Annotated in this window: 5 protein-coding genes; 4 read left to right on the forward strand and 1 reads right to left on the reverse strand. The window is 66.5% G+C overall.

Annotated features, from left to right (window positions below; genetic code table 11):
• Positions 1-130: 130 nt before the first annotated feature.
• Positions 131-985 carry an endonuclease/exonuclease/phosphatase family protein gene (locus SFA35_RS13660; protein WP_320571079.1) on the forward strand — a complete coding sequence of 285 codons (855 nt, stop codon included), beginning with the start codon at positions 131-133 and terminating at the stop codon, positions 983-985.
• 86 nt (positions 986-1,071) lie between these two features.
• Positions 1,072-1,467 carry a hypothetical protein gene (locus SFA35_RS13665; protein ID WP_320571080.1) on the forward strand — a complete coding sequence of 132 codons (396 nt, stop codon included), beginning with the start codon at positions 1,072-1,074 and terminating at the stop codon, positions 1,465-1,467.
• 41 nt (positions 1,468-1,508) lie between these two features.
• Here SFA35_RS13665 and SFA35_RS13670 read toward each other — a convergent pair whose 3' ends face one another.
• Complete coding sequence (locus SFA35_RS13670) at positions 1,509-2,324, reverse strand: inositol monophosphatase family protein (protein WP_320571081.1); 816 nt, start codon at positions 2,322-2,324, stop codon at positions 1,509-1,511.
• Between the two features lie 225 nt (positions 2,325-2,549).
• Here SFA35_RS13670 and SFA35_RS13675 point away from each other — a divergent pair, with 225 nt between their 5' ends.
• Both SFA35_RS13675 and SFA35_RS13680 read left to right on the forward strand, forming a co-directional pair.
• A complete protein-coding gene (locus tag SFA35_RS13675) occupies positions 2,550-4,457 on the forward strand; it encodes an AAA family ATPase (protein ID WP_320571082.1) in 1,908 nt (635 codons plus the stop codon).
• Positions 4,458-4,879: 422 nt separating this feature from the next.
• Positions 4,880-23,209 (forward strand): Ig-like domain-containing protein, encoded by an 18,330-nt coding sequence (locus tag SFA35_RS13680; protein WP_320571083.1) that lies wholly within the window; start codon positions 4,880-4,882, stop codon positions 23,207-23,209.
• Positions 23,210-24,978: the final 1,769 nt, after the last annotated feature.

Genomic DNA, 24,978 nt, shown 5'->3' on the forward strand with positions numbered 1-24,978 from the left:
TTATCTAAAGTGAACTCTTCAATCGTCAGGCTCACTACGGCGCGCCTGCCGTCCGTCGGGCATCGCAGTGATAATTCTCGATATTTGTCATAGACTTGCGCGCTTTACCTCAGAGCTTTTCTAGACACCTATGCGCATTCTTCAAACCGTTCTCGCCTGCCTGCTGTTCACCGCCCCCGTCCTGCACGCCGAAACCCGCATCGGCACCTGGAACCTTGAACACCTGAGCGTGCGGCCCAACAAGGACTTTCAGGCCATCGCCAAGGTGGCGGCCCAGGTCGATTTTCTCGCGGTGCAGGAGCTGATGACGCCCGAAGCCTTGACCACCCTGGCCGAGGCCCTGAGCAAACAGACCGGCCACCACTGGAGCGCCATGGCCTCCGACCGCGTCGGCCGCTCTACCTACAAGGAGATGTACGGTTTCGTCTGGCGTGATGACGCAGTGGCCTACGCCGACGGCGCCGTTACCTACCTCGACCGCCAGCAGGCCTTCGCCCGCGACCCCTATTCGGCGCGCTTTACCTCGCTGACCGATCACACCGATTTCGTCGTCGCCACCGTGCACATCAAGTACGGCAAGAACAAGGCCGATCGCGCCGGCGAAATTGCCGCACTGTCGCAGTACTGGACCTGGCTGGGCCAGACCTACGCCGGCAACAGCCGCATCCTGTTGATGGGCGACTTCAACAACCCGCCCACCTCGCCGGCCTGGGACAGCCTGGACGCCAGCGCCCGTCCGCTGTTCACCACCGGCGCCAGCACGCTGTCGACCACCGACGGCAAGTTCGCCAACCTCTACGACAACATGTTCATCGCCAAGGCCAGCAGCATTCAGGTCGACAGCGCCGAAGTGTTCGCCTACCCGCGCTTCCTGGGTTTGACCCATGAGCAGGCGCGGGCCAATGTTTCCGATCATGCGCCACTGTTCCTGCATGCCCGAATGGGTGGTTCACTGGCCATGAACGTACCGTCCGCCCGAAAGTAGTGGCGTAACGTTACCATCTGTCAGAGAAAGCTTTTGGTCCGCCGAATCCTTGAGAAAATGCGCGGATCATCAAAAGAGAACGCCCAATGCAGCAGCCCGAAATGACCTTGCCCATCAGCGCAGAAGATGAAGCCTGTGTGCGCATGCAGCGCGCCTACGTCGACGTCGCCGCCCAGATCCGCCACCAGGCGGCGACCGCGGGTATCCCCGTCAACGCCGCGGTGATCGGTCCCGACGTGTACTGCATCAGCGAGCTGACCGACGACCTGTTGATCTTCCCGGTGCACGACCTGGAAACCGGCCAGTTGCGCGATCTGCACCTGCCGCAGCACATCGAGGGCCTGAGCCATGACGACGTGGTCGAATACACCCAATTGGCTCTGGCCTGGCTGCAGGCGCCGGTCACTCTGAGCGTGCCTCAGGCGCTGGTGGACGAGCAGTATCGGTTGATGCTGGACGAGTGCGCAGCCGAGGCGGCCTAGGCGCTGGTTAGACGCACCGCCCGCCAGGCCGGTGCGTCAAATCAGGCGTCCAGCGAAGGCCCGATCAGCCCGGCCATCTGCTCATACACCTGCGGCGCCGCCACCAGCAGCGGATTGCCGGTGAGCAGGCCATCACCGCGCAGGAAGTCACAGCAGCGCCCGCCCGCCTCCTCCACCATCACCAGACCGGCCAGGCAGTCCCAGCTGTTGATGTGGGTTTCGTAGTAACCGATCAACCTCCCCGCCGCCACGTAGGCCGTCATCAACGCCCCCGAACCGTTGCGTATGAAGGTGCCGCCCTGTTCGAACAGGCGGGTCAGCACCGGTATGAAATGCTCGCGACCGTCGCGGTGGTTGGTGCCCATGCCCATCACCCCGTGGCGCACGTCCGGCACGTCGCGCACGCGCATGGGCTGGTCGTTGACCCAGGCGCCCTGGCCGCAGCAGGCGTGGAACAACTCGTCATGCACCGCGTCGGCGATCACCCCGGCCCAAGCCTTGCCGTCCACCAGCAGGCCAATGGACACGCACCAGGCGTGCAGGCCGTTGACGAAGCAACTGGTGCCGTCGATGGGGTCGACCACCCAGATGCAGCGCGCCTGCAGGTCGGCGCCACCGGTTTCTTCGCCAAGAAAGCCGTCTTCGGGAAAGTGCTCGGCCAGGGCCTGCTTGATGAAGGCCTCGGTCTGCTTGTCGACGACGCTCACCAGGTCCTGCAATTCGTCGCCTTTGTGCTCCACCACCAGGCTGTCGCGTTGCCGGTAGGCCAGTTCGGCGCTGCGCGCGGCCTCCTGGGCGATGCGCTTGGCGGTTTCATAGCGGCGTTGCAGGTCGGCGGGGTTGAGGGCTGCTGGCATGGGTCGGCTCCTTGAGGGTGAACGCCGAGCATAGCGTGAAAATGCTGCAGGTCTGCGAGGGGTTGAGCAGCTGGTGGCCTCCCGTATCGCTACACATGCGACCACTCGTCCGCCGCCGACCGACAGCAGGGAACTTGGCCCAATTCTGGCAAACATCGCCCCGGGAACGGAATTTTGTCGTTCGTCCATACCGTCCGACATTCGCTTATCGATACCGAGGTACAGATGTCCAGATCAGGAAGCAAAACCCGGGCGCGCGCCCTCAAGCGCAACCGTTATTGGCAATCAGCAGTCGGCATCGCCTGTACTTTCCTGATCGCGGGCGGTACCTGGTTGTACGCGGCCAACAGCGCGCCCACCTCGAGCAACGCCGCCACCGCCATGGCCGAGCAGATCCAGCACGACGACACGGCGTGGACCGAGCACGACTCGCGTTTCTCCAATTTTGTCGATGACCTGCGCGCAGGCCATGTCGCCGAGGCCGTCAGCGGCAACGAGCACCTTTACGTCACCCTCAAGGACGGCGCGCGCTACGCCATCGTCGACCAGCTGGGCCTGGCCGCCCGTCAGACCTATGACTTCGTGGCCAAGGACAGCACCCCGCGTTTCCAGTTTTCCGAACTCAAGGAAAAGGCCTCGGCTGCCTTCAGCGCCGGCTATGCCATCGACATGGCCATGCGCCTGTTGATCATTGGCGTGGTCCTCAGCGTGGCCTGGCCGATGGCCTGGGGTTTCATCACCAGCCACCTCAAGCGTCGCAAGAAAACCCGCATTACTTTCGACGACGTGATCGGCTGCGGCGAAGCCAAGCAGGCCCTGCTCGACATCGCCGCCGCCCAGCGCCACCCCGAGCGCTTTTCTGCCCTGGGCGCGCGGCCGCCGCGTGGCGTGTTGCTGACCGGCCTGCCCGGCACCGGCAAGACTCACCTGGCCAAGGCCCTGGCCGAGGAATGCGGGGTCAACTTCATCGCCGCCACCGGCAGCGATTTTTCCAGCATGTTCTATGGCGTGGGCATCATCAAGGTTCGCAACCTGTTCCGCCAGGCTCGGCGCAAGGCGCCCTGCATCGTGCTGATCGACGAAATCGATGGCATCGGCAAGCGGGCTTCCGAGCCGCGCATGGGTGAAACCGAGCAAAACCGCATCGTCAACCAGTTCCTCACGGAAATGGACGGCTTCAATGGCGCCGACGGCGTGCTGGTGATCGGCGCCACCAACCTGGCCGAGTCGCTGGACCCGGCCCTGCGCCGCGAAGGCCGCTTCGACCGGACCATCGCCGTGCCGCTGCCGACCCTGGAAGACCGCAAGGGCCTGATCAGCCTGTACCTCAAGAAGCTCAAGAACGTCGCGCCCATGGACATCGAGCGCCTGGCCGGCACCTGCATGGGCCTGACCCCGGCGGCCATTGCCTCGCTGGTCAACCAGGCGGCGATCTTCGCCGCCCGCGAACACGCCTCCAGCATCGAGGAGCGCCATGTGGTCGACGCCATCGAGACCAACCGCATTGGCGAACAACCGTCGGGTGTGACCCCGTTCACCGAGCACGAACGCCTGTGCATCGCCGTGCACGAGGCCGGCCATGCGCTGACCGCCGCGCGCCTGAAAATTGGCAAGGTCGACAAGGTCACCATCCTGCCCCGTGGCCAGGCCCTGGGGGTGACCCTGGTGATCCCGACCGAAGACAAGCGCCTGCACCGCAAGTCGGAGCTGGAAAACCGCATCGTCATGCTGCTGGCCGGCCGCGCCGCGGAAAAGATGTACTTCAACGAGGTTTCCTCCGGCGCCTCGATGGACCTGCAGGAGGCCACCAAGATCGCCCTGTCCATGGTCAGCGGCCTGGGCATGGGGCCCAGCAAGCACCTGGCGACGCTCAGCGTGCTGCGCGAAGCCGGGATCGAAGTCGAGCCGGGCCAGACCCTGGAACAGGTCAACCAGTTGCTGCGGGAGCAGGAAGCGGTGTGCGACGCCCTGCTCGAGGAACATCGCGACGCCATGGACTTCATTGTCGACCGCCTGCTGATGGAAGAGACCATCGACGGCGTCGAGGTCTACGGCGCTCTCGGGATGAACGTGCGCGCCCTGCACCCCCACGACTCCCAAGGGCTGGAACAGGCAGCGTTCACCACCGAGTGAACGAGGGCCCCCATGCGCCACATTCTGGCGTAGGAGCCGGCGCAGCTGGCGAGTGATGCGACTGCGGCGTGATGACGGACACGAACCGGGTCGATGCCCTCGCCAGCTTCGCCGGCTCCTACGCGGCCTAAGGGTGCGCTCTATTTTGGCGTAGGAGCCGACGCAGCTGGCGAACCATTCGTGGGACAGCCGTCACAACTGTGCTAATTCCTGGCGCCGGCTTTCCGGCATCCGACCTACGGCTGCTGGTCTTTTGCTATCACCGACTAAGCTGACTCTGAGGATCCAATCCCGGACGAACGGCCATCATCCGGTTGGATCCACAGCCGATACAGAGTGAGTCCCTCTGCGCTCGCCCTTTCTCAATCTTCATCCAGGCGACGTAGTGCTTCGGGGCAGCCCGTGACATTTGGAGGTCATTGATGAAAAGCCGGCATATCTATAGCTCAGCGATCCGTATTGCCCTGGAGCCCCGTCTGATGTTCGACGGCGCTGCGGTGGCGACCGCTGCAGCGGCGTTGACGGCCACGCCGCAACCTGCGGCCGCACCGGCGCCCGATCATGTCGCCGACGCCACTCATCACGACGCCTTGGCGCCCCAGCATGCCAATGCTGTCACGGCCGCTACCGCGGTCGTCGACCACGGCGCAGCGCCGGCGGCTGCGGCTGACCACGCGGCCAACGCCGACACCGACACCGATGCCAATCATCTGAACCATGCACTGACCGCCACCGCCCCGGCCCAGGAAACCGCCGAGCGCCAGGAAATCTATTTCATCGACGCCAGCCTGCCGGACCGCGCGACCCTGGTCGCCGACCTGCCGGCCCACGCCGAGATCGTCTACCTGGACCCCAACGCCAACGGCCTGACGCAGATCGCCGACGCCCTGCAGGGCCGCAGCAACATCGACGCCATCCACATCATCACCCACGCCGCCGAAGGCGAGCTGGAGCTGGGCAATGTGGTGGTCGATAGCGCCTCGATCAAGGGCGAGTTCGCCGACGTGCTGGCCGAGATCGGCCACCACATGAGTGCCGGCGGCGACGTGCTCATCTATGGTTGCGACCTGGCCGCCGGCGCCGATGGCCAGGCCACGGTGCAGGCCCTGGCCGATGCCTTGACCGCCGACGTGGCCGCCTCCACCGACGTCACCGGTGCCGGTGGCAACTGGACCCTGGAAGATCACGTGGGCGTGATCCAGACCCAGGCCATCCATGCCGAGAACTGGAATCATGACCTGCTGCTCTCGGTGCCGACCAACGACACCGCCACCGTGGCCTACAACACCACCGGCAACATCATCAACGTACTGGCCAACGACGTCATCGTCGCCGGCGCCACGGTGTCGGTCGGTGGTGTCACCCAGCCGCTGCATGGCACCGTCAGCATCAACGCCGACAACACCCTGTCCTACAAGCCGACGGCGGGCTACACCGGCAGCGACAGCTTCCTCTACACCCTCAAGGACAGCACCGGCCTTTCCCTGGGCACCGCCACCGTCAACGTCACGGTGATCGCCGACGCCCTGCCGGTGATCCACCTGCCGACGCTCACTACCCGTGGCGAAGACACCGTCACCACCTTCTCCAGCGCGCTGAACACCGCGATCACGGTGACCGACAGCGACACCTCGGTGGTCAAGGTGACCCTCTCCGTGCCTGCCGGCACCCTGACCCTGGCGTCCGTGGCCGGGCTCAGCTCGGTGTCGGGCAACGGCAGCACCAGCGTGGTCCTGCAAGGCACCCAGGCCACCATCAATGCCGCCATGAACGGCCTGACCTACACGCCGGTGGCCGACTACAACGGCACCGTCAACATGACCGTCAGCGCCACCGACCTGCTGGTGCCGGCCGTGACCAGCACCCTGCCGATCGTCATCACACCGGTGGCCGACACCGTCACCGATACCGTGGTCACCCCACAGAACACCCCGGCCAGTTTCAACGTGCTGGCCAACGACACCTTCGCCAACGCCGGGCGCGTCGTCACCGCCGTTGGCACCCCGGCCCATGGCACGGTGACCATCGACGCCCAGGGCAACGCGGTCTACACCCCCACCAGCGGCTACAGCGGCAGCGACACCTTCAGCTACACCGTGACCTCGGGCGGCGTCACCGAAACCGGCACGGTCAACGTCACCACATACATCAACTACCCGCCGGTGATCAGCGCGCCGGCCACGCAGACCTTCGCCGAAGACGCGACCAGGGTGTTCTCCACCGCCAACGGCAACGCCATCGTCGTCAGCGACGCCAATGGCGATCAGCTCACCGTGTCCCTGGCCTCGACCCACGGCAGCCTGACCCTGAGCCAGATCAGCGGCCTGACCTTCACCGTCGGCGATGGCACCGCCGACGCCGCCATGGTCTTCAAGGGCAGCATCAGCGCGATCAACGCCGCGCTCAACGGCCTGTCGTTCTCGCCGGTGGCCGACTACAACGGCGCCGCCGCCATCAGCGTGCAGGCCAGCGACGGCATCGCCGCCGTGCAGAGCGCCAACGTAGGCCTGACCGTGACCCCGGTCGCCGACGGCGTGACCCAGACCGGCACCACCAGCATTCTCACCCCGGTCAGCTTCACGCCATTGGCCAGCGATACCTTCGCCGCAGGTGCGGCGATCACCAGCGTTGGCAGCGCCGGCCATGGCGTGGTGACCTTCCTTGGCAACACCGTGACCTACACCCCGGCCATCGGCTTCTCCGGCACCGATACCTTCACCTACACGGTGACCTCGGGCGGCACCACCGAAACCCTGTCGATCAACGTCACCGTCGGCGACCGCCCTCCCGTGGGCACCAGCCTGGGCACCCTGGCCACCCTCGACGGCGGAGTCGTTTTGGTGCCTGCAGGACTAGCCTTCCGCGACCCGGACCTGCTCGACCTGCTGACCTACAGCGCCACCGGCCTGCCCGCCGGGCTGAGCATCGACCCGGCCACCGGCATCATCGGCGGCCTGGTCAACACCCACGCCTCCACCGTCAACGGCGGCGTGTACAACGTGGTGGTCACCGCCACCGACCTGGCCGGCCAGATCGGCACCAGCAACCTGCAGATCAGCGTGACCAACCCGGCGCCGATCCCGCTGCTGGGCCTGCAGATCGGCGGCACCCAGAACACCCTGCTGAACCTGGACATCACCGCCCTGGGCATCATCGACCCGGACGGCGATGCCCTGCACATCACCCAGGCCTCGGCGTTGCACGGCAGCGTCGCCATCCGCGCCGACGGCTCGCTGGCCTACACGCCCAACGCCAGCTACTTCGGCCTGGACGCCATCACCTACACCGTGGTCGACGCCGACGGTGGCAGCGCCGTGGGCACCGTGGCCGTGCTGCTGGCCGGCAACCCGGCATTGCCGACCCTGTCCCTGCCGAATATCCCGTTGCTGACCGAAGACACCCCGCTGATCTTCGCCAACCTGCTGGGCCAGACCCTTAGCGTCGGCGACATCAACGGCCAGGTGCTGGACCTGAAACTTTCGGTGCCCATCGGCACCTTCACCCTCGGTGAAACCGCCGGCCTGACCCTGGCCCAGGGCACCGGCGTCAACGACAGCACCCTGGAAATCCGCGGCACCGTGGCCGACGTCAACGCCGCGCTGAACAGCCTTATCTACACCCCGGCGGCCGACTACAACGGCCCGGTCAACCTGACCCTGAACCTCGGCGAACTGCTCGGCGGCATCCTCAACGTCAATGCCACCCTGCCGATCAGCATCGCCCCGGTGGCCGACATCGTCGACGACCACGTCAACGCCACCCTGAACACCTCGGCCAGCTTCAACGTGCTGGCCAACGACAGCTTCGAAAACCCCGGCCGCGTGGTCTCCAGCTTCACCACGCCGAGCCACGGCATGGTCACCCTCGACGCCCAGGGCAACGCCGTCTACACGCCCAACAGCAACTACCTGGGCAGCGACAGCTTCACCTACACCGTGACCTCCAACGGCACCACCGAGACCGCCACGGTGTACATCAACACCGCGCTGCCCAACTACCCGCCGACCGTCAGCATGCCCAGCGCGCAGACCAGCGCCGAGGACATCCCGGTCAGCTTCAGCACCGCCAACGGCAACGCCCTGACCGTGGCCGATGCCAACAACGACATGCTGACGGTGACCCTGGGCGTCAACCATGGCGCCCTCACGCTCGCGCAGACCACCGGCCTGACCTTCTCCAGCGGCGACGGCACGGCCGACGGCTCGATGGTCATGACAGGCAGCGCCAGCGCGATCAACGCCGCCTTGAACGGTCTGATCTACAAACCCAGTGGCGACTACAACGGCAGCGACAGCCTGAGCCTGTCGGTCAGCGACGGCCAGGCCGTGCAAAGCTCGAGCACCGCCCTGACCATCACCCCGGTGGCCGATGGTGTGCCCGACAGCGTGGTCACCCAGCCGCTGGTGCCGGTGACCTTCTACCCGCTGAGCAACGACACCTTCAACAACCCCAACGCCCACATCACCGGGGTCAGCGCGCCGGGGCATGGCAGCGTGCTGGTCGGCAGTGACGGCTCACTGACCTACACCCCGGCGGTCGGCTATCGCGGCAACGACACCTTCACCTACACCGTGACCAGCGGCGGCACCACCGAACAGGTGGCCGTCAGCGTCACCGTGGGCACCGAAACCCCGCCCACCAGCACCCCGCTGGGCAGCGTCACGGTCAACGACGCCGACGTGGTGGCGATCACCGCCGCCAGCGCCTTCCAGAACCACAACCTTTACGACGTGCTGCACTACAGCGCCACCGGCCTGCCCGCCGGCCTCACCATCGACCCGCTGACCGGCATCATCGCCGGCGTGGTCAACGGCCACGCCTCGGTGCAGGCGGCCAACGGCAACTACAACGTGGTGGTCACCGCCACCGACCTGGCCGGCAGCTCCGCCACGTCGACCCTGCAGATGCACGTCAATAACCCGGTGCCGATCACCACCCCCGGCTTGATTACCGGCACCGAAGACATCGCGCTGCAGATCGCCGCCGTGGCCGCCGTCGACCCCGACGGCGACACCGTGACCCTGACCGGCGCCACCGCGCTGCACGGCACGGTCGTGCTCAACGCCGACCACACCCTGACCTACACGCCGAACCTGCACTACTACGGCGCCGACACCATCACCTACTCGGTGGTGGACGCCGACGGTGGCGCGGCCACCGGGGTGATCGCGGTCAACCTGATTTCGGTACCGCACCTGCCGACCCTGACCCTGCCATCGATCCCGCTGCTGGCCGAAGACACCCCGCTGATTTTCGCCAACCTGTTGGGCCAGAAGCTCAGCGTCGGCGACATCGATGGCCAGGTGCTGGACCTCAAGCTCTCGGTGCCCGTCGGTACCTTCACCCTCGGCACCACCGCCGGGCTGACCCTGACCCAGGGCACCGGTACCAATGACAGCACCCTGGAAGTCCACGGCAGCGTGGCGGACATCAATGCCGCGCTGAACAGCCTGGTCTACACCCCGGGCGCCGACTACAACGGCAACCTCAACATCACCGTGCAACTGGGCCAGTTGATCGGCGGCGTGCTCAACGTCAGCGCGATCCTGCCCATCGGCATCACGCCGGTGGCCGACATCGTCGACGACCACGTCACCACTGTGGCCGGTACCGCTGCTTCGTTCAACGTACTGGCCAACGACACCTTCGAAAACGCTGGCCGCGTGGTCGAGAGCTACACCACGCCGACCCATGGCATCGTCACCATCGACGTCCAGGGCAATGCTGTATACACCCCCACCAGCGGCTTCATCGGCACCGACACCTTCACCTACACGGTGCTGTCCAACACCACTCACGAGACCGCCACGGTCACCGTCACCGTGGGTGCGGCACCGGACATCGCCCCGGTGGCCACTGCCCTGCCGGCGGTCACCGCCAACGATGGCCAGGCCCTGAGCCTGGCCGTGGGCAGTGCCTTCAGCGACGCCGACGGCGACCATTTGACCTTCAGCGCCACCGGCCTGCCGGCCGGCATCGCCATCGACTCGGCCACCGGGCTGATCAGCGGCACCCTCGGCGGCCACGCCTCGGTGGCGGTGGCGAGCGGCGTCTACAGCATCGTCGTCAGCGCCGACGATGGCCGTGGCGGCGTGGTCAGCCAGCAGTTCAACCTGACCGTGCGCAACCCGGCGCCCAACGCGGTCAACGACTCGGCCAGCACCAACGAAGACACCGCCGTCAGCGGCAACGTGCTGAGCAACGACAGCGATCCGGACGGCGACAGCCTCAGCGTGGTCACCACCCCGGTGCAGGCGCCGGCCCACGGGCAACTGGTGCTCAATGCCAACGGCACCTTCACCTACACGCCCAATGCCAACTACAACGGCAGCGACAGCTTCACCTATCGCGTGGTCGACAGCGACGGCGGCTCCTCGGTGGCCAGCGTGTCGATCGCCATCGCCGCGGTCAACGACGTGCCTACCGCCAATACCGCCATCGGCACCCAGGCCGGCGTCGACGGCGCAGCGTTCAACCTCGACGTGTCCAGCCACTTCAGCGACGTCGACGGCGACACCTTGCACTACACCGCCAGCGGCTTGCCGAGCGGCCTGAGCATCAACGATGCGGGGATCATCAGCGGCACCCTGGCCAGCAACGCCTCGACCCACAGCCCGAACAACAACGGCGTGTACAACGTCAGCGTGCTGGTCAGCGACGGCAATGGCGGCACGGTCACCCAGAGCTTCGAACTGGACGTGAGCAATCCACCGCCGGTGACCGCCAACGTCAGCCTGACCACCGCCGAGAACGTCGTCTTGACCGGCAACCTGGTGGCCAGCGACCTGGACCACGACGCCCTGACCTTCAGCGTCGCCCAAGGCCCGGCCCACGGCAGCCTGACCGTCAACGCCGACGGCAGCTACAGCTACTCCCCGAGCGCCTACTACCACGGCAGCGACAGCTTCACCTACCAGGTGCGCGACAGCGATGGCGGCATCGCCACCGCCGTGGCTTCGATCACCGTGACCCCGGTCAACCATGCGCCGACGGCGGTCAACGACAGCGTGACCACCGCCGAAGACACCGCCGTCACCGTCAACGTGCTGGCCAACGACAGCGACGTGGATGGCGACAGCCTGGCCGTGACCGCCGCCAGCGCCGGCCACGGCAGCGTGGTGATCAACCCCAACGGCACGCTCACCTACACCCCGAACGCCGACTACAACGGCACCGACACCATTGCCTACACCGTTCGAGACCCCAGCGGCCTGACCGCCAGCGCCAGCGTCGCCGTGACCATCACCCCGGTCAACGACGCGCCGGTGGTGACCTCGAGCATCGCCGCCCAGGCCGGCAACGACAGCACCGCCGTGACCGTCGCCACTGCCAGCCACTTCAGCGACGTCGACGGCGACACCCTGGCCTACAGTGTGGCCGGCCTGCCGGCGGGCCTGGCCATCGACGCGAGTACTGGCATCATCAGCGGTACCCTGGGCAGCAGTGCCTCCACCGGCGGCCCCAACCACGATGGCAACTACACCATCACCGTCACGGCCACCGACCCGAGCGGCACGGCGGTCAGCACCAGCTTTGCCTTCAGCGCGTCGAACCCGGCACCGACCACCGGTGGCGCAACCGTCACCACCAACGAAGACACCCGGATCAGCGGCACCCTGGTGGCCAACGACGTCGACGGCGACGCCCTGACCTTCAGCGCCACCCAGGCCCCGGCCCATGGCAGCGTGGTGGTCAACGCCGACGGCAGCTTCACCTACACCCCGGCGGCCAACTACAACGGCGTCGACAGTTTCACCTATCAGGTCCGCGACGCCGACGGCGGCATCGCCAGCGCGGTGGTCAGCATCAACGTGACCCCGGTCAACGACGCGCCGACTGCCACCGCCATCGGCACCCAGACCGCCGCCGACGCCACCGCCGTCAGCTTCGGCGTGGCCAGCCATTTCAGCGACGTCGAGGGCGACACCCTGCGCTACAGCGTCAGCGGCCTGCCCACGGGCCTGGCCATCGACCCGGCCACCGGCATCATCAGCGGCACCCTGGGCAGCAGCGCCTCCACCGGCAGCGCCAACCACGACGGCAGCTACAGCGTCACGGTCAGCGCCGACGATGGCAACGGCGGCACGGTCAGCACGACCTTCGCCCTGATCGTCAGCAACCCGGCGCCGACCACCGCCGGCGCCAGCTTCAGCACCGCCGAAGGCGTGCCGCTGAGCGGCGCCTTGAGCGCCAGCGACGTCGATGGCGACGCCCTGACCTTCAGCGCCACGCAGGTGCCGGCCCACGGCCTGCTGACCCTCAATGGCGACGGCACCTTCACCTACACTCCGGCGGCGCATTACAGCGGCGCCGATTCGTTCACCTACCAGGTGCGCGACGCCGATGGCGGCATCGCCATCGGCGTGGTCACCCTCAACGTTACCGACAACCCGCCCACCACGACGCCGATCGGCACCCAGGTGGCCAACGACAGCAGCACGGTGAACATCAACGCCGCCAGCCACTTCAGCGACGTCGACGGCGACATCTTGAGCTACAGCGCCAGCGGCTTGCCCAGCGGCCTGTCGATCGACCCGGCCAGCGGCCTGATCACCGGCAGCCTGGGTTCCAGCGCCTCCACCGGTGGCATCAACCATGACGGCGTCTACAGCATCACCGTACAGGCCGACGACGGCCACGGCGGCACGGTCAGCCAGGTGTTCAACCTGGCGGTGAGCAACCCGGCCCCGACCACCAATGCCGCCAGCTTCAGCACCGGCGAGAACACCGCCGTCAGCGGTGCGCTGCTGGCCACTGACATCGATGGCGACGCCCTGACCTTCAGCCCGCTGCAAGCCCCGGCCCATGGTGGCCTGAGCCTGAACAGCGACGGCACCTTCACCTACACCCCGGCGGCCAACTTCCATGGCGTCGACAGCTTCACCTATCAGGTGCGCGACGCCGACGGCGGCATTGCCACCGCCGTGGTCACCCTCAACGTCAACGACGCGCCGACCACCACGCCGATCGGCACACAGGCCGCCAACGACAGCGCTGCGGTCAGCATCGACGCGGCCAGCCATTTCAGCGACACCAATGGCGACAGCCTGACCTATTCGGTCAACGGCCTGCCCGCCGGCCTGAGCTTCAATACCGCCACCGGCCTGATCAGCGGAACCCTGGGCAGCAGCGCCTCTACTGGCGGGGCCAACCACGACGGGGTCTACGCCATCACCGTCACCGCCAGCGATGGCAACGGCGGCACGGTCAGCCAGACCTTCAACCTCGACGTCAGCAACCCGGCGCCGACCACGGCCAACAGCAGCTTCAGCACTGGCGAGAACACGGCGCTCAGCGGCGCTTTGGTGGCCACCGACGTCGACGGCGACGCGTTGACTTTCAGCACCATGCAAGCCCCGGCCAACGGTAACCTCACGCTCAATGCCAATGGCAGCTTCACCTACACCCCGGTGGCCAACTTCCATGGCACCGACAGCTTCACCTACCAGGTCCGCGATGCCGACGGCGGCATCGCCACGGCCGTGGTCACCCTCAACGTCAACGACGCGCCGACCACCACGCCGATCGCCACCCAGACCGCCAACGACAGCGCGACCGTGACTATCGACACGGCCAGCCATTTCAGCGACGCCAACGGCGACACCTTGACCTACAGCGTCAGCGGCCTGCCTGCGGGGCTCGCCATCGACGCCAGCACCGGCATGATCACCGGCACCCTGGGCAGCAGCGCGTCCACCGGCGGGGCCAACCATGACGGCGTCTACGCCATCACCGTCAGTGCCAGCGACGGCAATGGCGGCACGGTCAGCCAGACCTTCGCCCTGGACGTCAGCAACCCCGCACCGACGACCCCAGGCGCGAACCTGTCGACCATCCAGAACATCGCCGTCAGCGGCACCCTGCAGGCCAACGACGTCGACGGCGACGCCTTGAGCTTCAGCACCTCCCAGGCCCCGGCCCACGGTGCGTTGGTACTCAACAACGACGGCACCTTCACCTACACCCCGGCCAGCGGCTACACCGGCACCGACAGTTTCACCTACCAGGTGCGCGACGCCGACGGCGGCCTGGCCAGTGCCGTGGTCACAGTGCGTATCGGCCTGCCCAACGAGGCCCCGGTGACCACGCCGGTCGGCATCCAAGTGGCCAACGACAGCACCAGCGTGGCGATCAACGCCGGCATCCACTTCAGCGATGCGGACGGCGACACCCTCAGCTACAGCGTCAGCGGCCTGCCCAGTGGCCTGGTCTTTGACGCCAGCAGCGGTCTGATCAGCGGCAACCTGGGCAGCAGCGCCTCCAGCGGTGGCCCCAACCACGACGGCGTCTACGCCATCACCGTGACCGCCAACGACGGCCACGGCGGCACGGTCAGCCAGACCTTCGACCTGGACGTCAGCAACCCGGTGCCGACCACCGCCAACGCCGCCTTCAGCACCGGTGAAAACGTCGCCGTCAGCGGCGCCCTTCTGGCCAGCGACGCCGACGGCGACGCGCTGACTTTCAGCGCCCTGCAGAACCCGGCGCACGGCAGCCTGACGGTCAACGCCGACGGCACCTTTATCTATACGCCGGCGCTCAATTTCCACGGCAGCGACAGCTTCACCTACCAGGTGCGCGACGCCGACGGCGGCATCGCCACCGCCACCGTCGCGCTCAACGTCAACGACGCGCCGACCACCACACCCATCGGCACCGTGACCGCCAACGATGGCAGCGCGGTGAGCATCGATACCGCCAGCCACTTCAGCGACGCCAACGGCGACAGCCTCAGCTACAGCGCCAGCGGCCTGCCGACGGGCCTGAGCATCGACGCCAGCACCGGTTTAATCACCGGCATCCTGGGCAGCAGCGCCTCGGCCGGCGGCCCGAACAACAGCGGCGTGTACCCGATCACCATCACCGCCGACGACGGCCATGGCGGCGTGATCAGCCAGACCTTCGGCCTGGACGTCAGCAACACCTTGCCGACCAGCGCCAACGCAAGCTTCACCACCCCGCAAAACACAGCGGTCAACGCCACCCTGGTGGCCAACGACGCCGATGGCGACGCCCTGACCTTCAGCACCATCCAGGGCCCGGCCAACGGCACCCTCAACCTCAACGCCAACGGCACCTTCACCTACACCCCGGCGGCCAACTTCCATGGCACCGACAGCTTCACTTACCAGGTGCGTGACGCCGACGGCGGGACCGTCAGCGCTGTTGTCTCGCTGAATGTGAATGACGCGCCGACCACAACGCCGATTGGCACTCAAGCCGCCAACGACAGCGCAGCCGTCACGATCGACGTGGCCAGCCACTTCGCCGACGTCAACGGTGACGGCCTGACCTATGCGGTCACCGGTCTGCCAAACGGTCTGGCCTTCAACCCAGCAACGGGCCTGATCACCGGCACCCTGGGTTCAAGCGCCTCGGCTGGCGGCCCGAACAACGACGGCATCTACGCCATCACCGTGAGCGCCAACGACGGTCACGGCGGCGTGGTCAGCCAGACGTTCAATCTGGACGTCAGCAATCCAGCGCCAACCACCAGTGGCGCCAGCTTCACCACTGGCGAAAACACGGCCATCAGCGGTGCGCTTGTGGCCAGCGACGTCGACGGCGACGCTCTGACCTTCAGCGCCACCCAGGCGCCGGCGCACGGCGGCCTGCTGCTCAACGCCGACGGCACCTTCACTTACACCCCGGCAGCCAACTTCCATGGCGCCGACAGCTTCACCTACCAGGTGCGTGATGCCGACGGCGGCATCGCCACCGCCGTGGTCAACCTTAACGTCAACGATGCGCCGACCACCACGCCAATCGGCACTCAAACCGCAAACGACAGCGCCGCAGTCACTATCGACGTGGCCAGCCACTTCGCCGATGTAAACGGTGACGGCCTGACCTATGCGGTCACCGGTCTGCCAAACGGCCTGGCCTTCAACCCAGCAACTGGCCTGATCACTGGCACCCTGGGTTCAAGCGCCTCGGCCGGCGGCCCGAACAACGACGGCGTCTACGCCATCACCGTGACCGCCAACGACGGCCACGGCGGCACCGTCAGCCAGACCTTCAACCTCGATGCCACCAACCCGGCACCGACCAGCAGCAATTCGTCGTTCACCACGCCGGAGAACACCGCCATCAGCGGCGCACTGGTGGCCAACGACGTCGACGGCGATGCCCTGACTTTCACCGCCACTCAGCAACCGGCCAACGGCACCCTGGTGCTGAACGCCAACGGCACCTTCACCTACACCCCGGCAGCCAACTTCCATGGCTCGGACAGCTTTACTTACCAAGTCCGGGATGCGGATGGCGGGACCGTCACAGCTATTGTCTCGCTGAATGTGAACGACGCGCCGACCACCACGCCGATTGGCACCCAGACCGCCAACGACAGCACCACGGTCAGCATCAACGTCCCAAGTCACTTCGCCGACGCCAACGGTGATGCGCTTACCTATTCGGTCACTGGCTTGCCCAATGGCTTGACCTTCGATCCGGCCACCGGCCTGATCGCTGGCACCCTGGGCAGCAGCGCCTCGGCCGGTGGCCCGAACAACGATGGCATCTACGCCATCACCGTGACCGCCAACGACGGCCACGGCGGCACCGTCAGCCAGACCTTCAACCTCGATGCCACCAACCCGGCACCGACCAGCAGCAATTCGTCGTTCACCACGCCAGAGAACACCGCCATCACCGGGGCCTTGGTGGCAAACGACGCCGACGGCGATGCTCTAACTTTCAGCGCCACTCAGCAGCCTGCCAACGGCACCTTGGTGTTGAACGCCAACGGCACTTTCACCTACACCCCGGCGGCCAACTTCCATGGCACCGACAGCTTTACTTATCAGGTCCGCGATGCGGATGGTGGGACCGTCACTGCTGTTGTTTCGCTGAATGTCAACGACGCACCGACCACCACGCCAATCGGCACCCAAACCGCCAACGACAGCACCACGATCAGCATCAACATCCCAACTTACTTCGCCGACACGAACGGTGATGCGCTGACCTATTCGGTCACTGGCTTGCCAAACGGCTTGACCTTCGATCCGGCCACCGGCCTGATCGCTGGCACCCTGGGCTCAAGCGCCTCGGCTGGCGGCCCGAACAACGACGGCATCTACGCCATCACCGTGACGGCGAATGACGGCCACGGCGGCACCGTGAGCCAGACCTTCAACCTCGACGCCACCAACCCGGTGCCGACCAGCGGCAATTCGTCGTTCACCACGCCGGAGAACACCGCCATCAGCGGCGCACTGGTGGCCAACGACATCGACGGCGATGCGCTGACTTTTACCGCCACTCAGCAACCGGCCCACGGCACCTTGGTGTTGAACGCCAACGGCACTTTCACCTACACCCCGGCCGCTAACTTCCATGGCACCGATAGCTTCACCTATCAAGTCCGGGATGCGGATGGTGGGACCGTCACAGCTATTGTCTCGCTGAATGTGAACGACGCGCCGACCACCACGCCGATTGGCACCCAAACCGCAAATGACAGCACCACGATCAGCATCAACGTGCCAAGCCACTTCGCCGACACCAACGGTGATGCGCTGACCTATTCGGTTACTGGCTTGCCCAACGGCCTGACTTTCGATCCAGCCACCGGCCTGATCGCCGGCACCCTCGGCAGCAGCGCCTCGGCGGGCGGCCCAAACAACGACGGCATCTACGCCATCACCGTGACGGCGAATGACGGACACGGCGGCACCGTTAGCCAGACCTTCAACCTCGACGCCACCAACCCGGCGCCGACCAGCAGCAATTCGTCGTTCACCACGCCTGAAAACACTGCCATCAGCGGCGCCTTGGTCGCCAACGACGTCGACGGCGATGCCCTGACTTTCAGCGCCACTCAGCAGCCAGCCAACGGCACCCTGGTGCTGAACGCCAACGGCACCTTCACCTATACCCCGGCGGCCAACTTCCATGGCTCGGACAGCTTTACTTACCAAGTCCGGGATGCGGATGGCGGGACCGTCACAGCTATTGTCTCGCTGAATGTGAACGACGCGCCGACCACCACGCCGATTGGCACCCAGACCGCCAACGACAGCACCACGATCAGCATCAACATCCCAACTTACTTCGCCGACACGAACGGTGATGCGCTGACCTATTCGGTCACTGGCTTGCCAAACGGCTTGACCTTCGATCCGGCCACCGGCCTGATCGGTGGCACCCTGGGCTCAAGCGCCTCGGCTGGCGGCCCGAACAACGACGGCATCTACGCCATCACCGTGACGGCGAATGACGGCCATGGCGGCACCGTCAGCCAGACCTTCAACCTCGATGCCACCAACCCGGCGCCGACCAGCAGCAATTCGTCGTTCACCACGCCTGAAAACACTGCCATCAGCGGCGCCTTGGTCGCCAACGACGTCGACGGCGATGCCCTGACTTTCAGCGCCACTCAGCAGCCAGCCAACGGCACCCTGGTGCTGAACGCCAACGGCACCTTCACCTATACCCCGGCGGCCAACTTCCATGGCACCGATAGCTTCACCTATCAAGTCCGGGATGCGGATGGTGGGACCGTCACAGCTATTGTCTCGCTGAATGTGAACGACGCGCCGACCACCACGCCAATCGGCACTCAAGCCGCCAACGACAGCGCTGCAGTCACTATCGACGTGGCCAGCCACTTCGCCGACGTGAACGGTGACGGCCTGACCTATGTGGTCACCGGTCTGCCAAACGGCCTGGCCTTCAACCCAGCAACGGGCCTGATCACCGGCACCCTCGGCAGCAGCGCCTCGGCTGGCGGCCCAAACAACGACGGCATCTACGCCATTACCGTAACTGCCAACGACGGCCACGGCGGCACCGTAAGCCAGACCTTCAACCTCGACGCCACCAACCCGGCGCCGACCAGCAGCAATTCGTCGTTCACCACGCCTGAAAACACCGCCATCAGCGGCGCTTTGGTCGCCAACGACGTCGACGGCGATGCCCTGAGTTTCACCGCCACTCAGCAACCCGCCAACGGCACTCTGGTGCTGAATGCCAACGGCACCTTCACCTACACCCCGGCCGCCAACTTCCATGGCGCGGACAGCTTCACCTATCAGGTGCGGGACGCTGACGGCGGGACCGTCACGGCAGTCGTGAGCCTCAACGTCAACGACGCACCGACCACCACGCCAATCGGCACCCAAGCGGCCAACGACAGCGCGACGGTCAGCATCGACGCCGCCAGCCACTTCAGCGACGCCAACGGCGATGCCCTGACCTATAGCGTCAACGGCCTGCCCAATGGCCTGGAAATCAACGCCGTCAGCGGCCTGATCAGTGGCACCCTGGGCAGCAGCGCCTCGGCCGGCGGCCCAAACAACGACGGCATCTACGCCATCACCGTCACCGCCAACGACGGTCACGGCGGCACCGTGAGCCAGACTTTCAATCTGGACATCAGCAACCCGGCGCCGACCACCGCCAACGCCACGTTCTCGACGGCCGAGAACACCGTGCTCAGCCGCGCCTTGCAGGCCAGCGACAGCGACGGTGACGCGTTGACGTTCAGCACCACCCAGGCACCCGCCCACGGCAGCCTGATGCTCAACGCCGACGGCACATTCAGCTACACCCCGGCTGCGGGCTACATCGGCACCGACAGCTTCACCTACCAGGTGCGCGACGCCGATGGCGGCCTTGCCAGCGCCGTGGTCAGCCTGCGTGTCGGCCAGCCCAACGATGCGCCCGTGTCGACGCCGTTCGCCACCCAGGCCGCCAACGACGGCACGCCCGTCAGCATCGACGCCGCAGCACACTTCAGCGACGCCGATGGCGACGTGCTGAGCTATAGCGCCAACGGCCTGCCCGCCGGGCTGGTGATCGATGCCGCGACTGGTCAGATCAGCGGCACTCTGGGTAGCAGCGCCTCGGCCGGCGGCCCGAACCATGACGGCGTCTACGTCATCACCGTGACCGCCAATGACGGCAACGGTGCCAGCACCAGCCAGACCTTCAGCCTGGACGTCGCCAACCCGGCGCCGACTTCGGCCAACGCCACCTTTTCGACCGCGCAGAACACCACGCTCACCGGCGCCATGCAGGCCAGCGACATCGACGGCGATGCGCTGAGCTTCAGCACCACGGTGGCACCGACCCATGGCAGCCTGACCCTCAACCCGGACGGCAGCTTCAGCTACACGCCGGCCTTGAACTACGTCGGCAGCGACAGCTTCACCTACCAGGTGCGCGACGCCGATGGCGGCCTCGCCAGCGCCGTGGTCAGCCTGCAGGTAGGCCTGCCCAACAGCGCGCCGGCGTCGACGCCGTTCGGCACACAAAGCGCCAGCGACGGCGGCCCGGTGACGATCAACGCCGCCAGCCATTTCAGCGACGCCGACGGCAATACTCTTACCTACGCCGTCAGCGGCTTGCCGGCAGGCTTGAGCATCGATCCGGCGACCGGGCTGATCAGCGGCACCCTGGGCCACAGTGCCTCGGGCGGTGGCGCGAACAACGACGGCGTCTACACCATCACCGTGACCGCCAATGACGGCCACGGCGCCAGCGTCAACCAGACCTTCAACCTGGATGTCAGCAACCCGCCACCGACGACTGCCAGCAGCTCGTTCACCACGGGCGAGAACACCGCGCTCAACGGTGCGCTGCTGGCCAGCGATCCAGATGGCGACGCGCTGACCTTCAGCACCGTGCAGGCGCCCACCCACGGCAACCTGACCCTGAACGCCGACGGCACCTTCACCTACACCCCGGCGCTGAACTACCACGGCAGCGACAGCTTCAGCTACCAGGTGCGCGACAGCGATGGCGGCACGGTGATCGCCGTGGTCAGCCTCAACGTCAACGACGCCCCGGCCAGCACGCCGTTCGGCACGCAGACCGGCAACGACGGCGCAGCGCTGAACATCAACGCCGCCAGCCATTTCAGCGATGCCAATGGCGATGCCCTGACCTATAGCGTCAGCGGCCTGCCGGCCGGCGTCAGCCTGGACCCGGCGACCGGTCTGATCAGCGGCACCCTGGGCAGCAGCGCTTCGGCGGGCGGTCCGAACAACGACGGCGTCTACGCCATCACCGTGACCGCCAGCGACGGCCGCGGCGCCAGCAGCGCCCAGACCTTCAACCTGGCCATCAGCAACCCGGCCCCGACCAGTGCCAACGCGGCCTTTACCACGCCAGAAAACACCGCCATCAACGGCGCGCTGCTGGCCAACGATGTCGACGGCGACGCCCTCACCTTCAGCGCCACACAGGGCCCGGCCCATGGCGCCCTGACGTTGAACGCCGACGGCACCTTCACCTACACCCCGGCGCTGAACTACCACGGTGCCGACAGCTTCACCTACCAGGTGCGCGACGCCGACGGCGGCGTGGTCACGGCGGTGGTGACGCTCAACGTCAACGACGCGCCAGGCACCACCCCGATCGGCACCCAAAGCGCCAATGATGGAGCGGCGGTGAGCATCGACGCCGGCAGCCGCTTCAGCGATGCCAACGGCGACGCCCTGGCCTTCAGCGCCAGCGGCCTGCCGGGCGGCCTGAGCATCGACCCCAACAGCGGTCTGATCAGCGGCACCCTGGGCAGCAGTGCATCGGTGGGCGGGCCCAATGGCGACGGTGTCTATGCCGTCACCGTGACCGCCAGCGATGGCCACGGGGGCAGCACCAGCCAGACCTTCACCCTGGACGCGGTCAACACCCTGCCGACCACGGCCAACGCCAGCTTCGCGGCCAGTGCCGGAGTCGCCCTCAACGGCGCCCTGCTGGCCCAGGACGCCGACGGCGACCGCCTGACCTTCAGCACCGTGCAGGGCCCGGCCCATGGCGCGCTGACGGTCAACGCCGACGGCACTTTCGTCTACGTCGCCAGCAGCACCTACAGTGGCGCCGACAGCTTCACCTATCAGGTGCGCGATGCCGACGGTGGCGTGGCCACAGCGGTAGTGAGCCTGCAGGTCACGGCCGGCAACCAGGCACCGACCGCCACCGGCGGCGGGCTGGACGTCACCACGCCGGTCAACACCCCGGTCACGGTGCCGGCCGCGAGCTTGGCCAACGACCCGGACGGCGGCACCCTCACGGTGGTGGGCGGCAGCGCCGGCCATGGCCAGGTCAGCGTCGGGCCCAATGGCGCGCTGGTGTACACCCCGGACGGGAACTACACCGGGGCCGACACTATCACCTACGTGGTGCGCGACAGTCAGGGCCTGAGCGTCACCGGTACCCTGGCGGTCAACGTCAACGACGTGGTCACGGTCAATACGGTGCGTTCGGTCACCAGCGATTCGCTGAACATCTTCAGCACCGCTAGCATCCAGCCTGACATCGGTTCCCAGAGCCTGCTGATTCAGGGCCGAGGCAACGACTACGAGCCGGTGCTGCTGACCGCGATCAACGGCGTCAAGCATCTGGAGGGCAACCTGACCCTGGGCAACGCCCGCCCCCTGCTCGACTCGGTCAATGGCCTGAATGCGCTGAGCGCAACCACGGCCGTGGAGCTCGGCACCGCGCCGGTCAACGCGGCGGTCGGCGACCTCAACGAGCAGTACCGCACGCCACTGGACGTCGACAGCATCGGCACCTCGGCGCACCGCGCGGCCAACACCGCCGGCTTCTCGGCGTCGGGGGCCGAGACGGCGGCGCCGGATGTGCAGGTGGCCGAACCGGCGGTGCCGACGGCGGCGCTGGACCCTGCGGCCGCGCCGATCGCCGAAACCGCAGCGCCGGCCCCGACCCTGGGCGAGCAATTGGCCCAGGCCAACGCGCGCCGGGTGGTGGAGATCGATGCGCTGGCGCGGTTGCTGGCGGGTTGACGGGTGCTGAGGCGGCTTGAGGGAGGCGCGGCCGGCATGGGGATCAAGGGCGGCCGGTGGTGGCCATATTGGACATTTCACCAGGCACCAGGAAGATCAAACCGGCCTGGCGGCCTCTCGGGGGCGCTGCCCCCTCCCACGTCGAGCGCCGACCTCATGTGGGAGGGGTCGCAGACCCCGAGAGGCCGCCAGGCCGGTCTTGAGATTCAATCACGGCAACCACCGGCCAGGCATGTCTCGAGATTCAATCATGGCTGCCACCGGCCGCCCGCGCGGCCTATCGCCAGCTGCGCCGGCTCCTACATTTGCTTCGAACGTGCCGTTCCAGTGGCATTGCCTATGACCGCCTTGGTGCATGGCGGGCTATCGTCGAACACCAAAAGCCGTCATAGGCGACACCCCTGGAACGGCACGTTCAAAACAAACGTGGGAGCGCGCGAAGCCCGCGATAGGCCGCGCGGGCGGCCGGTGGTGGCCATATTGGACATCCCGCCAGGCGCCCGAAGATCAAACCGGCCTGGCGGCCTCTCGGGGGCGCTGCCCCCTCCCACGTCGAGCGCCGACCTCATGTGGGAGGGGTCGCAGACCCCGAGAGGCCGCCAGGCCGGTCTTGAGATTCAATCACGGCAACCACCGGCCAGGCATGTCTCGAGATTCAATCATGGCAACCACCGGCCAGGCATGTCTCGAGATTCAATCATGGCTGCCACCGGCCGCCCGCGCAGCCTATCGCCAGCTGCGCCGGCTCCTACATTTGCTTCGAACGTGCCGTTCCAGTGGCATTGCCTATGACCGCCTTGGTGCATGGCGGGCTATCGTCGAACTTCAAAAGCGGTCATAGGCGACACCCCTGGAACGGCACATTCAAAACAAACGTGGGAGCGCGCGAAGCCCGCGATAGGCCGCGCGGGCGGCCGGTGGTGGCCATATTGGACATCCCGCCAGGCGCCCGAAGATCAAACCGGCCTGGCGGCCTCTCGGGGGCGCTGCCCCCTCCCACGTCGAGCGCCGACCTCATGTGGGAGGGGTCGCAGACCCCGAGAGGCCGCCAGGCCGGTCGTGAGATTCAATCACGGCAACCACCGGCCAGGCATGTCTCGAGATTCAATCATGGCTGCCACCGGCCGCCCGCGCGGCCTATCGCCAGCTGCGCCGGCTCCTACATTTGCTTCGAACGTGCCGTTCCAGTGGCATTGCCTATGACCGCCTTGGTGCATGGCGGGCTATCGTCGAACTTCAAAAGCGGTCATAGGCGACACCCCTGGAACGGCACATTCAAAACAAACGTGGGAGCGCGCGAAGCCCGCGATAGGCCGCGCGGGCGGCCGGTGGTGGCCATATTGGACATTTCACCAGGCGCCAGGAAGATCAAACCGGCCTGGCGGCCTCTCGGGGGCGCTGCCCCCTCCCACGTCGAGCGCCGACCTCATGTGGGAGGGGTCGCAGACCCCGAGAGGCCGCCAGGCCGGTCTTGAGATTCAATCACGGCAACCACCGGCCAGGCATGTCTCGAGATTCAATCATGGCTGCCACCGGCCAGGCATGTCTCGAGATTCAATCATGGCTGCCACCGGCCGCCCGCGCGGCCTATCGCCAGCTGCGCCGGCTCCTACATTTGCTTCGAACGTGCCGTTCCAGTGGCATTGCCTATGACCGCCTTGGTGCATGGCGGGCTATCGTCGAACTTCAAAAGCGGTCATAGGCGACACCCCTGGAACGGCACATTCAAAACAAACGTGGGAGCGCGCGAAGCCCGCGATAGGCCGCGC

It is taken from the genome of Pseudomonas sp. HR96, from assembly GCF_034059295.1.
In the GTDB taxonomy this organism is placed as follows: Bacteria; Pseudomonadota; Gammaproteobacteria; order Pseudomonadales; family Pseudomonadaceae; genus Aquipseudomonas.